At 61.9% G+C, this 12,574-nt stretch carries 12 protein-coding genes, 2 tRNA genes and 1 other RNA gene; 8 read left to right on the forward strand and 7 right to left on the reverse strand.

Annotation, left to right across the window (positions count from 1 at the left end):
* Window positions 1-262 precede the first annotated feature (262 nt).
* The 5 genes from BLR85_RS16885 to mbfA form a co-directional block, all read right to left on the reverse strand.
* Window positions 263-337 (reverse strand) — tRNA-Gly (locus BLR85_RS16885).
* A gap of 36 nt (window positions 338-373) precedes the next feature.
* Window positions 374-448, reverse strand: a tRNA-Gly gene (locus tag BLR85_RS16890).
* Between the two features lie 314 nt (window positions 449-762).
* Window positions 763-1,749 (reverse strand): acrylyl-CoA reductase (NADPH), encoded by a 987-nt coding sequence (acuI, locus tag BLR85_RS16895; protein WP_093158856.1) that lies wholly within the window; start codon window positions 1,747-1,749, stop codon window positions 763-765.
* Window positions 1,750-1,794: 45 nt separating this feature from the next.
* Entirely contained in the window at window positions 1,795-2,301 is a 507-nt protein-coding gene (locus BLR85_RS16900; protein WP_093158861.1) for a DinB family protein, read from the reverse strand.
* Window positions 2,302-2,385: 84 nt separating this feature from the next.
* Window positions 2,386-3,363: an iron exporter MbfA gene (mbfA, locus tag BLR85_RS16905; protein WP_093158866.1), complete on the reverse strand. Its 978-nt coding sequence runs from the start codon at window positions 3,361-3,363 to the stop codon at window positions 2,386-2,388.
* A gap of 85 nt (window positions 3,364-3,448) precedes the next feature.
* Here mbfA and ssrA point away from each other — a divergent pair.
* The 8 genes from ssrA (at window position 3,449) to BLR85_RS16945 (ending at window position 9,915) form a co-directional block, all read left to right on the forward strand.
* Window positions 3,449-3,800, forward strand: a transfer-messenger RNA (tmRNA) gene (gene ssrA, locus BLR85_RS16910).
* Between the two features lie 89 nt (window positions 3,801-3,889).
* Window positions 3,890-4,306 (forward strand): ester cyclase, encoded by a 417-nt coding sequence (locus BLR85_RS16915; protein ID WP_170844610.1) that lies wholly within the window; start codon window positions 3,890-3,892, stop codon window positions 4,304-4,306.
* Between the two features lie 620 nt (window positions 4,307-4,926).
* Window positions 4,927-5,421 (forward strand): SspB family protein, encoded by a 495-nt coding sequence (locus tag BLR85_RS16920; RefSeq protein ID WP_093158876.1) that lies wholly within the window; start codon window positions 4,927-4,929, stop codon window positions 5,419-5,421.
* 451 nt (window positions 5,422-5,872) lie between these two features.
* Complete coding sequence (locus tag BLR85_RS16925) at window positions 5,873-7,144, forward strand: KamA family radical SAM protein (RefSeq protein ID WP_093158881.1); 1,272 nt, start codon at window positions 5,873-5,875, stop codon at window positions 7,142-7,144.
* A gap of 110 nt (window positions 7,145-7,254) precedes the next feature.
* On the forward strand, window positions 7,255-8,655 hold the full coding sequence (gene fumC / locus BLR85_RS16930; protein ID WP_093158886.1) for a class II fumarate hydratase: 1,401 nt from the start codon (window positions 7,255-7,257) through the stop codon (window positions 8,653-8,655).
* 2 nt (window positions 8,656-8,657) lie between these two features.
* Window positions 8,658-8,852 carry a DUF4169 family protein gene (locus tag BLR85_RS16935; protein WP_139188433.1) on the forward strand — a complete coding sequence of 65 codons (195 nt, stop codon included), beginning with the start codon at window positions 8,658-8,660 and terminating at the stop codon, window positions 8,850-8,852.
* A 65-nt stretch (window positions 8,853-8,917) separates the two neighbouring features.
* Window positions 8,918-9,691, forward strand: coding sequence for a Hint domain-containing protein (locus tag BLR85_RS16940; protein WP_093158895.1), 774 nt, complete (start codon window positions 8,918-8,920; stop codon window positions 9,689-9,691).
* A complete protein-coding gene (locus BLR85_RS16945) occupies window positions 9,688-9,915 on the forward strand; it encodes a ribbon-helix-helix domain-containing protein (protein WP_093158900.1) in 228 nt (75 codons plus the stop codon). Before BLR85_RS16940 ends, BLR85_RS16945 begins: the two co-directional genes overlap by 4 nt.
* Here the strand turns inward: BLR85_RS16945 and BLR85_RS16950 are convergent.
* Together BLR85_RS16950 and BLR85_RS16955 are read right to left on the reverse strand one after the other, a co-directional pair.
* A complete protein-coding gene (locus tag BLR85_RS16950; protein ID WP_093158904.1) occupies window positions 9,891-11,279 on the reverse strand; it encodes a cytochrome P450 in 1,389 nt (462 codons plus the stop codon). The genes BLR85_RS16945 and BLR85_RS16950 overlap by 25 nt on opposite strands.
* A complete protein-coding gene (locus BLR85_RS16955; RefSeq protein WP_093158908.1) occupies window positions 11,272-12,510 on the reverse strand; it encodes an alpha/beta hydrolase family protein in 1,239 nt (412 codons plus the stop codon). The genes BLR85_RS16950 and BLR85_RS16955 overlap by 8 nt, the downstream gene beginning before the upstream one ends.
* Between the last annotated feature and the right edge of the window lie 64 nt (window positions 12,511-12,574).

The raw sequence follows: 12,574 nt of genomic DNA on the forward strand, positions 1-12,574 counted from the left end.
ATCTGAGACCCCTATATCTGCCTCAACAGAAGGGAATCACATCACAACCAATCTGGGAAGCCTGAATCAGATAGGCCGCGACACGCTCTAGTGCTTCAACGTCGTGTTGGCTACAGTTTGGAGATTCGAACTCGACTGAAATCAGTTCTCTCTGATTTTGCCACAATCCGCAAAGATAGTCTTTAGATTGACCCGACGGTTTTGCTCTAAAAATCTGATAAATAAGCAAATTTTATAGAGGGTGTGTCTGATTTCTTGACAGTGGAGCGGGCGATGAGATTCGAACTCACGACCCTTACCTTGGCAAGGTAATGCTCTACCCCTGAGCTACGCCCGCGCTTCACTGGCTATGTGACCGATTTCCGGTCTCTCTTGGAGCGGGCGATGAGATTCGAACTCACGACCCTTACCTTGGCAAGGTAATGCTCTACCCCTGAGCTACGCCCGCATCCGAGAGTGAGCGGGGATGTACCGGCCCTCGCCGGAGGCTTCAAGTGAAAAATTGCCTCCTGGCCTGAATTCTTCCCAGTCTCCCGCAGGGCCCCGAATTCAGCGCGCGCCCCTCACGCGCGAACGATCCTTTGGATCGTGCCTTCGGCGAGAGTATTTCCGCCAACAAGAAGCCGTTTTTCTTCCCGGAAAAAATACTTCCGGAGGGTGCTGACAAGAGCGTGGCGGCGAAGCCCCTGTCAACGGCCGCGATTGGTTTCTCGCGGCCGCCATGAAGCAAAAGAAACGGAGATATGCCCGAAGGGACCGCCGTCAGGCATTCACGTCCACAACAACGCGGCCGCGCACCTGGCCCTTGAGGATGTCGGCGCCCAGCTTCGGCAGATCGGCCAGCGTCGCGTCCACCATCATCCCTTCGAGCTTTTCCATCGGCAGGTCGGAGGCGATGCGTTTCCAGGCTACGAGACGGTTCTCATAGGGCTGCATGACGGAGTCGATGCCAAGCAGGTTAACGCCGCGCAGCAGGAAAGGAACGACCGTCGCAGGGAGTTGTGCGCCGCCGGCGAGGCCGACAGCCGCGACAGAGGCGCCGTATTTCATCTGGCCGAGAACACGTGCCAGCATCGACCCGCCCACGGCATCGACACAGCCTGCCCAGGTTTCCTTTTCCAGCGGCCGCTTGATCGTCTCCGCCAACTCGTCCCGGGTTACCAGCTTGGAAGCGCCCAGGTTGGCGAGATATTGCGACTGTTCCGGACGCCCGGTCACCGCGGCGACGTCATAGCCGAGGTTGGCCAGGATCGCGGTCGCGACCGACCCGACACCGCCCGAGGCGCCGGTGACCAGCACTTCACCATTCTCCGGCTTCAACCCGTGGGCTTCCAGCGCCATCACCGCCAGCATCGAGGTAAAGCCGGCGGTTCCCACCGCCATGGCCTGCTTCGTGCTCAGGCCCTCGGGCAGCGGCACGAGCCAATCGGCATTCACCCGGGCCTTCTCGGCATAGCCGCCCCAATGCGCTTCCCCCACGCGCCAGCCGGTTAGCACGACCTTGTCGCCGGGCTTGTAGCGCGCATCGTCGCTCGTCTCGACCGTACCGGCGAAGTCGATCCCCGGTACATGCGGGTAGACGCGCACCAGCCCGCCGCCCGGCCCGATGCAGAGCCCGTCCTTGTAGTTCACGGTGGAATACTCGACCGCGACGGTGACATTTCCCTCGGGCAGTCGGCTCTCGTCGATCTCCTGCACCCCTGCCGAGGTCTTACCGTCTTCGTTCTTTTCAACGATCAATGCGCGCATCTCGGCACTCTCCTTGCTAGAGGGCCACGCTCGCGGCGCCTCGTTTCACGTGTCTTCGGGCATGAACACCAGGTCGGTATCCGTCGTCGTCGCGCCCGCCGCCGTCAGCATCGCATGGACCTGACCACGGTGATGGGTCTGATGATTGAACATGTGCATGACACAGGTTGCAACGGGCCGCGAGATGTCCCGGCCCTGCGATCCGGAATACCAGATTAACGGCCCACGCAGGTCTATCGGCCTAAGTCGTTGCGCCCACAGACGAATCCGGCCATCCGCGCGCATTCGGTCGGCCTTCCAGGCCGCGAGCGTCGGCCAGAGCGAAACGCTGCCGGAGATGCCGACTTGTGGTGCTGCCCAACCATCCAGCCGCGACATCCATATCTGGTCGGCCCATAGCAGGTGATTGAAGGTCGCCAGGATCGAGCCGAAAAAGGCGCCACGATCGGCGTCAAGCGCGGCTTGATCCAGCGTCTCGGCCGCGGCGATCAAGGCATTGTTCTGCCAAAGGTTGTAACGCGCCATGAGGCGCACATACTCGACCGTTATCATCGGCCCTGGTTCCTGTTCCCCGTTTTCGCAAAAAAGGATGCGCCAGAGCGCGATGCTGTCAAGCGTTTCTGCTGCGGCGCGGCGTTACCCGCTGCCGATCAGGATACCGGCGGCCAGAACGAGACCGCCGCCAAGCACGACCTGCATCGCGGCCCGCCAGAAAGGCGTTTCCATGAACCGATTCTGGATCCAGGCTATCGACCACAGCTCTATGAAAACGACGATCACGGCGATGATCGTGGCGGTCCAGAAATCGGGAATCAGGTAGGGCAGCGCGTGGCCGAGCCCACCCAGCGTGGTCATGACGCCCGAGGCAATGCCGCGTTTGAGCGGGCTGCCGCGCCCGGAAATCGCGCCGTCATCAGAGGCAGCTTCGGTAAAGCCCATCGAGATCCCCGCCCCCACCGAGGCCGCGAGCCCGACAAGGAAGGTGTTCCAGGTATCGCCTGTGGCAAAGGCCGCGGCAAAGATCGGCGCCAGGGTCGAGACCGAACCATCCATCAGACCCGCCAGTCCCGGTTGCACCCAGGTCAGGATGAATTGCCGATGCGCCTGCAGATTTTCCTCGCCAAGGGCTTCCTCTGTCAGATGTGTCTCGGCCAGCTCGCCGGCCCTGTGTTCGTGCCCGGCCTCCGCCGCCGCCAGATCGCCCAGAAGACGCCGTGTTTCGGCATCGGTGACCCTGGCCGCGGCCTTCTCGTAGAAGCTGCGCGATTCGAACTCCATCTCGGCCACGATCTCGCGCATCCGGGAAATCGGGAGCTGGCTGGTGAGCCATTCCGGCTTCCGGTCATAGAATCCGGCTACATGGCTGCGGCGGATCAGTGGGATGTCGGAGCCGAAACGCGCCTGGAACATCTCGATCAGCCGCTGCCGATGCGTGTCCTCCTCCTCCGCCATGTCGATGAATATGGCGGCCGTCGAAGGGTACTCAGTCTGCACCTTGGCAGCGAGATTGCGATAGATCCGGCCGTCATCCTCCTCCGAGGAGATCGCCAGGGCGAGGATCTCGGCCTCGCTCAAATTGCGAAAACGCATCTTGGACGAAAAAACACTGGGCATCGGCGTCCTCCGGAAAGACCTGCGGTCTTCTTCGCCTACACCTTCGATGTCCCGGATGCAAAGATCATGCAAAGATACTGACTTGCCGCTTGAACCGGGGCCAGGAAGCGCTTACTTTTGGTACGTTCCCTCGGGGACTATGGCGATAAACGCGCTCGTAATAAACGGCTCGGACCCGGGGGCGGTACCCGGCGGCTCCACCATAAATCCCGCATTGGGGGATCATGGGGCCGAAATAGGATCGACGGACGTCTAAAGGGGTTAGCTTTTGCTCGGTGAGGTACCACCGTTATCGGTCCGTAAAGCATAATTGCCAATGACAATCGTGCTCCGGTGGCCGTCGCTGCGTAATGCAGTGACCAATACCGAAATCTAAGCCCAGGCCTCTAGCAAGGTCTGGCGGGGTTCGCAGGTACCTGGCAACAGAAACCTGCACCTTTCCAATTATAGGCGAGTATCCGTTCAGGGTTTTTTCAGTCCCTTGGCCTAGCATTGTGCAAAACAGAGGTGCGCAATGACAGGAAAAATGGAACTGATTCAAGCTTTCTACGACCGAGTTTGGGTTGCAGGAGCCGTTGAGGAAGCCGAGGCGTTTTTCGATGCTTCGGCAGAGGCCAGCGGGCTGATGCCCGACCTTGAGATTGGCGGGGAGGAATTCCACGAATTCGTCGCCGCCTTGCTGGAACAGCTCAAGGTGACGCGGGTCACGCTTGAGAAAACCGTCGAGGAAGGCGAGTGGATCTCGGTCATGGCCACGTTCGACGCGACCGTGCTGATGACCGGTCAGACGATCTCCGGAAGCGGGATGCTGGTGGCGCGCATCGTGGATGGACGCATTGTCGAGGCGTTCAACTGCCTAGATTTCCTCGGTCTTTTCGAAAAACTGGGATTGGTCCCGGAAAACGCGCTGGCCCTGTGCATGACCGGCCAGCGGCTTTCCTGAACGAAAACGCGCGCCTAAATTGATGTCGCCGGCGTGAGTCGACGATGCAGATCCGCGTTCATCTCAACAAGCTCTGGCGGTCCCCATCTGAGAGGCCGCCGGAATCGCCTTGCTGAATCGGTGTGCAGACAGTTGCGCCGGAATCTTCGAGCACGGCCAGTTCATACCCTGCCAAGCAACTGGCAGTTCCTGGTCGAAGGTCGGCTGGACTTAGACCGGCTCAGGCTCGGACGCGCAGCCAGCAAGCGCAAGAACGACAAAGCCAAATGGGATCAGTTTTGGCTATATGTATGGTCCCTCGCTGTTCGCCCCGGCCCCCAGGTGCAGCCGAAGCACCCGCAAATGATGCGAAGCAAGCGGCACCCCGGCAAAAATTTCCAAAATTTTCGTTCTTTAGCAATCTCTTGCCGGAATTTTCTCAGGCAGCTGCTGAAAAACACGCGACAATCCCGCCGAATGCTGCAAAGCTCGCGGAGTAGAGACCCCGTATTTTTACAAGGGTCGAAACAAATCAATTTCGGGATCACTGCGCCCACACGGGGAGGACTACCAATCCCCTTCGAATCCCCTATGCTGAGCGCAACATCACGGGTGGTACGACAAGAAGGAAACAGAGGCCCATGTCGGAAGGCATCGACTACGGAAAGCTCATGCATAGGGCCATGCGCAGCCTGATCCAGAATGTGCTGGGAGAAGTTGCCCGGACTGGATTGCCCGGCCAGCATCACTTCTTCATCACCTTCGATACCACGCATCCCGATGTTGCCATCGCGGACTGGTTGCATGACCGCTATCCGGAGGAAATGACGGTCGTTATTCAGCACTGGTTCGATAATCTCGACGTCACAGACGAGGGCTTCTCGGTCACGCTCAATTTCGGCGACAGCCCCGAGCCGCTCTACATTCCCTATGACGCGATCTACACCTTTGTTGATCCGTCCGTGGAGTTCGGCCTGCGCTTTGAAAACTCTTCCAATGACGACGATGAAGACTATCTCTCCGAGGTCGAAGAAGACGGAGACGTTCCGGAAGCACCGCTGGCTGAAAATGTCGTGCCCGCCGAGGACGAGAAGCGCGACGCGGAGATCGTGAGCCTCGACAGTTTCCGGAAGTAGGGCATCGTCGGAAGGCAACTACAAATTTGGTGCCGGCTAGTCGGAATGCTAATTGCTCCCCTGAACCCGGCCTTGCAGGCAGAGAAAGCGGAATTTCATCGCGATCCGCTTGTTGACAATTCGTGGACGATCCTCGGAAATCCCAACCTATTGGTTGCGTTTTTCGTTTCCTGGTCGACGCTACGAAGCAATTTCTTGCGCGCTTCAGGCGAATCGTTAACATTTCCTCAGCTACGAACAGATTTCGCGCCACGAGATTAGGCGCCGCGCCGTGTGCGCATTTTTGGGACGGCAAATGTCGAAGCGCGATCCGGACAGCATCGGCTGTCGATCTGGATGACGTAACGGCTCGTTACCTTCCAAGCGTGCGCGTTAGATTTGGAAACAGAATATGCAAGTGCCCGTCTCTGAGACCAGATACCGTGCTATTGGCGCCGAGACATTGTCCCGCATGCCCGAATGGCACCGCCTGCACGAGGAAACCCGGCTCGCGCTCCGTATCGTTGCAAAGGTTCTGCCATTCCGCGTTAACAGCCATGTTACATCCACCTTGATTGACTGGGATTGCGGGCCAGACGACCCGATCTTCAGATTGGTCTTCCCGGCGACAGAGATGCTCGCACCGAGCGACTACGGACATATCCTCAAGTTGGTCGAAAAGGACGCACCAATGGCCGAGATCCAGAGCGCCGCTGAGAACATCCGCGCTCACCTGAACCCGCACCCCTCCGGGCAGCGCGAGAAAAACGTACCCAAGGTCGGCAATGAGCACTTGTCAGGTTTTCAGCACAAGTATCGCGAAACCGTGCTTTATTTTCCCGCCCGCGGTCAGACCTGCCACGCGTACTGCACCTTCTGCTTCCGCTGGGCGCAGTTCGTCGGCGACACCTCGCTCAAATTCGCCAGCAAAGAGGCGGAAAACCTGCGCCGTTATCTTCATGCGCACCCCGATGTGACGGACGTGCTCTTTACCGGCGGCGATCCGATGATCATGGCAACCCATCGTCTTGCCGAATTGATCGACCCACTTCTGGAGCCCGAGTTGGACCGTGTGCAGAATATCCGCATAGGGACCAAGAGCCTGACCTTCTGGCCGCAGCGCTTTGTGACCGATCCGGACGCGGACGACTTCCTGCGCCTGGTGGAACGGGTAACGCGTGCCGGCCGAAGTATAGCGATCATGGTTCATCTCAACCATTGGCGCGAGGTCGACAACCCGGTAGCGCATGAAGCCATCCGACGCCTTCGCGACGCGGGCGCCGTGCTGCGCAGCCAAGGTCCGCTGCTCAAGGGAATCAACGATGATCCCGAGGTCTGGGCGCGGAACTGGACAGATCAGGTGCGGCTTGGAATCTTGCCCTACTACATGTTCGTCGAACGCGACACAGGCCCACGGCACTATTTCGAAGTGCCGCTTCGAAAGGGGCTCGAGATCTATCGCGACGCGGTCAGCACGGTTTCTGGGCTCGCCCGCAGCGCGCGTGGCCCGGTGATGAGCGCGGATCCCGGGAAACTGGAAGTGCTCGACGTCGAGGAGGGCCGAGACCGTACACGCTTCCTGCTGCAATTCCTACAGGCCCGCGATCCGTCGCGCGTCCGCCGGCCGTTCTGGACGCAAGGCGACCGGGACGCCACTTGGTTAAGCCAGCTTGAGAGTTGCGATCGGTCGACACAGCCCGAAAGACCCTTCGACGCCGAGTTGCCGCTAAGGGCGACACGCTGAACTGCATTCCTGCGTGATTGCCCCCGCTGCCCCCCTGCGGCGCACCGTTCAATTGCCCCCGCGTCCTGTGGAGGATAAACGGCTGGCAACGTTCACCCGGAGGATCATCCATGACCCAGACCCGCACCGAAACCGACAGCTTCGGCCCGCTCGAAGTTCCCGCAGACAAGTATTGGGGCGCGCAGACGCAGCGCTCGATCATGAACTTCCCGATCGGCTGGGAAAAGCAGCCCATCCCGATCGTCCGCGCGCTCGGCGTCATCAAGAAGGCCTGCGCGATGGCCAATGTCGAGAATGGCAAGCTGGACGAAAAGCTCGGCAAGGCCATCATGGACGCCGCCCAGGAAGTGATCGACGGCAAGTTCGATGACAACTTCCCGCTCGTCGTCTGGCAGACCGGTTCGGGCACCCAGTCCAACATGAACTCCAACGAGGTCATCGCCAACCGCGCCATCGAGATGCTGGGCGGCGTGATCGGCTCCAAGGATCCGATCCACCCGAACGACCATTGCAACATGGGTCAGTCCTCCAACGACGTCTTCCCGACCGCCATGCATATCGCCACCGCGATGCAGGCCGAGGCGGTGCTGTTGCCGGGCCTGAAGAAGCTCCATGCCGCGCTGGAGGCGAAAGTCGAGGAGTTCGACGGTATCATCAAGATCGGTCGGACCCACACCCAGGATGCCACCCCGATCAAGCTCAGCCAGGAGTTCTCGGGCTACGTGCACCAGGTTGCCAAGTCGATGGAACGGATCGAGATCGCGCTCGATGACATCAACGAGCTGGCCCTGGGCGGCACTGCCGTCGGCACCGGCTTGAACACTGTCGAGGGCTGGGACGTGCAGGTCGCCGACAACATGGCCGCGATCACCGGCCTGCCCTTCGTCACCGCGCCCAACAAGTTCGAAGCGCTGGCGGCCCACGACGCAATGGTCGAGATCTCCGGCACGCTCAAGACGGTCGCCGCCTCGCTCTTCAAGATCGCATCCGACATCCGCCTGCTGGGCTCCGGCCCGCGCTGCGGCCTCGGCGAGTTGCTGCTGCCCGAGAACGAGCCCGGCTCCTCGATCATGCCCGGCAAGGTCAACCCGACCCAGTGCGAAGCCATGACCCAGGTCTGCTGCCACGTGATGGGCAACGACATGGCCGTTGGCATGGCCGGCTCGCAAGGTCACTTCGAGCTCAACGTCTACAAGCCGATGATCGCCTATAACGTGCTGCAATCCATGCAACTTCTCGGCGATGTCTGCTCTGCTTTCACCGACAACCTCGTCGTGGGCCTCAAGGCCGACCGCGAGCGCATCGAGAAGCTGCGCGACGAGAGCCTGATGCTGGTTACCGCACTGGCGCCCACCATCGGCTACGACAACGCCACCAAGGTTGCCAAGACCGCGCACAAGAACCGCACCACGCTGAAGGAAGAGGCCATCGCGCTCGGCTTCGTGGACGCGGAGACCTTTGACGCCGTCGTGCGCCCCGAGAACATGGTCGGCCCGAAGCCGAAGGCCTGATCTTGGCGAAGCCGATCAATCTCAACCGGGCCCGCAAGGAGCGGGCCCGGAAACAGGCTAGGGAACAGGCCGACCGCAACGCGGTGCTGCATGGCCTGACCAAGGCCGAGAAGAAGCGTGCCCGCGACGAAGCCCTGCGCGAGAGCAAGCTGCACGAGCAAGGCCGTCTGGACCCGGACGACACCGGGAAAGACTAGGGCAAAATCGTCACAAGACCCGGCATTCCCCTTCTGCGCGCTTGCTGAGACGCAGCGGCGGAGCGATGATTCTCGCAACAACGAACGGCGCACAAGACGCCGCCGCCCATGGGCGGATCGAGGCAGGAAAGCGAGAGAGCCAGGGCATGGAAAACATCCCCGGAAAGGCCTTTGCACGGGCACGCCCCGTGAACGCCGCGCGCACGGCGCCGCGCCCCTTTGTGCTGACGGCTGAAGCGCGGATCGACATTCCCGACATGCCGCTTCTGCCCGGCGCCTGGCTGCAATCGGCCATCGCGGCCGAGACTCGGGTGATGACGCCACAAGGCCCGAAACCAGCCGGCCAGCTTCAAATCGACGATGTGGTCCTGACCATCGACAAGGGCGCCCTGCCCCTGCACTGGATCGGCAAGCGCGCCGTGAGCCCCAAGCAAATGGCCGAGATGCCCGAGATCGGCCCGGTGACGGTACCACGCAACGCCCTTGCCGGCGGCAGCCCGCGCATGGACATTCGCCTCTCGCCCCTGGCCGGGCTGCTGTTGACGCTCCCGGGCGGCCCGGAGAATGGCGTGCTGATCGAAGCGCGCGAGATGATCGGCCTGCTCGGCATCAAGGCAGCGCCCGCCCGTGCGGTGACCTACGTCCAACTGATGACCGAGGAACACGCGCTGATCGCCGTGGACGGGCTGGCGGTCGAGACCCTGCATGCCAATGCCCTGCATCCCCTCCCCGGCAACAGCCGCCAGCGCGCCGAGGTGCTGGCTCGGTTCCCGGATCTCGAACATGGGCTGGACCTCTATGGCCCGGAAATCCGCCTGCGCGCGGAGCGGCGGCGGTGAACCGTCCGGTCAAGCACTCGCTAACCCTTTCCGGTCACCGCACCAGCGTGTCGCTCGAAGACGAGTTCTGGAAGGCCTTCCGCGAGATCGCCGCCGAACGCGGCCAGCCGATCAACGCGCTCGCCGCCGAGATCGACCGTGATCGCGGTTTGGAAATGGGCCTCGCCTCGGCAATCCGCCTTTTCGTGCTGCGCGAGTATCAGCGCAAGCTCTCCGAGACCTGACGCGGCTCCAGCCGCAGCCAGATCCCGTCCCTTGCCCGCACTGTCAGATGCGCCACCGGAACCGGTTCGCGCCCCTCGACGGGTGAAATCCGGAATGTCCGGACAAGCATCGCCAGCAGCAGGACACCTTCGATCATCGCGAAGCCTGCGCCGGTGCAGACGCGCGCACCGGCGGAAAACGGAATGAACGCTTCGCGCTGGCACCGCTTGCCATTCGCGGTCTTCCAACGGTCCGGGTCGAACCCGTCGGGATTGTCCCAAAGACGCGGCTGCCGGTGCAGATGCCAGGGCGAAATCACGATCTGGCTGGCCTTTCGCACCACGCGATCCCGGAAGCGCTCCTGTTTTGTGGCCTGCCGTACCATCATTGGCACCGGCGGGTACAGGCGCAGCGCTTCCCGGAACACATCTCGGGTAAAGTTCAGCCTGGAAATCGCTGAAAAATCTTCCTTTTCCGGGTTCAGGGCTTCCGTGGCCTCCGCCGCGATCCGCTCCTGAGCTTCCGGATAGCGCGCAAGCAAGTAGAGCGCCCAGGCCAACGCCGACGCGGACGTCTCGTGCCCGGCGAGAAAGAAAATCGCCACCTGGTCGACCATCTCGGCGGAATCGAAACGCTCGCCGGTCTGCGGATCGCGCGTGGTCATGATCTTGGTGGCAAGGTCGTCCGGCGCGGTTCCGGTGGCGATTTGCGCCTGCCGCTCCTCCGTCAACCGCGCGATCAACCCCCGGATCACCTCCGCGCTCCGACGCGTGGAACGGCGGTGCGGACGCGGCAACCAGCGCGGAATCGGCAGGAACGCAGCAAGGTTCACCAGCGGCTGGGTGCGCTGGTAAGCACGGAACTCGTCGAACACCGCCGCCGCCACCTCGTGCTCGATGGGAATGGAAAACAGCGTGCGAAAGATCACGTCGGCGGCGGCGTGGCTCGTTTCGGCCTCGATCTCCACAGGCTCCGCGCCAGCCCGCGCCGAGAGCCGCGCAACCGCCGCCTGCGTCGCGTCCCACATCGCCGGGAACACCTCGCGCAGCCGTCCGCCCTCGAAAGCCGGGTCGATGATGCGCCGCTGCCGCTTCCAAACCTCGCCATTGGTCACGAAGACGCTGTTGCCCAGGAGCGGTTCCAACCCCTCCCGCACCCGATCCGATTTCGGGAAATCGTCGGGCCGTTCGACCAGCACCGTCTTCACCAGATCCGGCTGGTTGATCATGTAGGAATGGAAGAACGGCGTGCGGAACTCGGCCATCCAGGCCCTGTAAAGCTTCGCCGGTTGCGCCGAAAGGATATCCTGCCGAAAGAGCCGCACATAGCGCAGCAATGACACCCGCTCGGGGCGCGCACGCGGTTTCGGCGGCAGATCAGACATCGCGTAGCTCCATGCTGGTCTGTTTCGACACGCATCGACGCTTCACACCGGGCGACGGTTTGCGGTGGCCAAGCCGTTGGCACAGCGTCTGCGACCCCGCCGTGATGCGGAAGTAATCATAGTCGTTCGGGCGGTCGAAAGCGCAGAGATACTGGAAATGCAACCGGTAGAAGCGCCAGCGCAGGGCCTTCCACCGCTCCGGGCTCAGCGTCTGGCTGAAGGCGGCCGACAGGATCAGCGGCCATCGCTGGTTCTCCGGCGCCACGCCCGATATCGCCGCCGGATCGGTCAGCGCAAAGGTGCAGCCATCCCCCGGCGCGGTCACGTCGATCCAGCACAACGCCTCGCAGGCCGAGAGGAAATTCAGATCCGCCCGCAACCGGGCCGCTCCCGGCAACAACGAGACCATGGGGATCACATGGCCAAGGGTCAGAAGCGACAGGACCGGCCCATGCGGGCGGTGCTTACCAGCGCGGATCAGGTCCGACAGCATGGAGATCGCGACATGCGCACCCAGCGAATGCCCCACGACCAGTACCTCGTCCACATCCGCTTCCAGCGCCTCGGCAACGACCCGCTCGAACGTGGCTATCCGGGCCTCCAAGGCCGGCGGGTACGCGCCGCCGCTTTCGCAGGAAAAGGCAAAGGTGTGAAGCAGGTAGCGGGCAAGGATCAAGTTGTCATGCCGCGCGAACCAGCGCAGGATCGGCGCCACGACCGCCAGCCCGGCCAAGCCCAGCCACCACGGCGCGATTTGCGCGATCCCCCAGCCGAGACCAAAGGCGACTGCCAGCGCGAATAATAATTGCAGGACCAGAAAGACGACCGGGTAGAACGCGCCGATGACCGGCCCCTTGTTCAACTGCAAGATGCCGCGAAACGCCCCCGAGCAGGCATAGACCCGCATCGTGCGCAGCATTTGCAGATAGGTCTGCCACAACCCGCGCTCCATCGACTCCTTGACGATATCGGACCAGGCCAACAGGACCACCTCGCTCTCGACCTGCGCGCCTTCCATGTCTGCCGCGACATGCCAACCGTAATGCTCTGGCTTGTCGCGCGCGGAAATGGTGATCGAATAGCCCGAGAGCGCCGCCTGTTCGCGGGACTCGCTTCGGTAGAGTTCGCGGTACCTGCGGGCATTGAACGGGTCGTAGCCGGGCACATAGATCACCTTGCGGCGCCTCACGGGCCCCGCTTCAGGCGCATCGACGGGCTGGCTCTCATCCATGGCTCCATCTATGCCCACAAGTCAACGGATTAGAAGGGGCTTTCACCCCGAAGCGACAATCCGG

Origin of the sequence: Aliiruegeria lutimaris (assembly GCF_900099935.1) — a bacterium.
In the GTDB taxonomy this organism is placed as follows: domain Bacteria; phylum Pseudomonadota; class Alphaproteobacteria; order Rhodobacterales; family Rhodobacteraceae; genus Tropicimonas; species Tropicimonas lutimaris.

Coding starts and splice junctions, on each gene's coding strand:
- acuI (WP_093158856.1), bottom strand. CDS start 1,749: ATGCGCGCATTGATCGTTGAAAAGAACGAAGACGGTAAGACCTCGGCA.
- BLR85_RS16900 (WP_093158861.1), bottom strand. CDS start 2,301: ATGATAACGGTCGAGTATGTGCGCCTCATGGCGCGTTACAACCTTTGG.
- mbfA (WP_093158866.1), bottom strand. CDS start 3,363: ATGCCCAGTGTTTTTTCGTCCAAGATGCGTTTTCGCAATTTGAGCGAG.
- BLR85_RS16915 (WP_170844610.1), top strand. CDS start 3,890: ATGGAACTGATTCAAGCTTTCTACGACCGAGTTTGGGTTGCAGGAGCC.
- BLR85_RS16920 (WP_093158876.1), top strand. CDS start 4,927: ATGTCGGAAGGCATCGACTACGGAAAGCTCATGCATAGGGCCATGCGC.
- BLR85_RS16925 (WP_093158881.1), top strand. CDS start 5,873: ATGCCCGAATGGCACCGCCTGCACGAGGAAACCCGGCTCGCGCTCCGT.
- fumC (WP_093158886.1), top strand. CDS start 7,255: ATGACCCAGACCCGCACCGAAACCGACAGCTTCGGCCCGCTCGAAGTT.
- BLR85_RS16940 (WP_093158895.1), top strand. CDS start 8,918: ATGATTCTCGCAACAACGAACGGCGCACAAGACGCCGCCGCCCATGGG.
- BLR85_RS16950 (WP_093158904.1), bottom strand. CDS start 11,279: ATGTCTGATCTGCCGCCGAAACCGCGTGCGCGCCCCGAGCGGGTGTCA.
- BLR85_RS16955 (WP_093158908.1), bottom strand. CDS start 12,510: ATGGATGAGAGCCAGCCCGTCGATGCGCCTGAAGCGGGGCCCGTGAGG.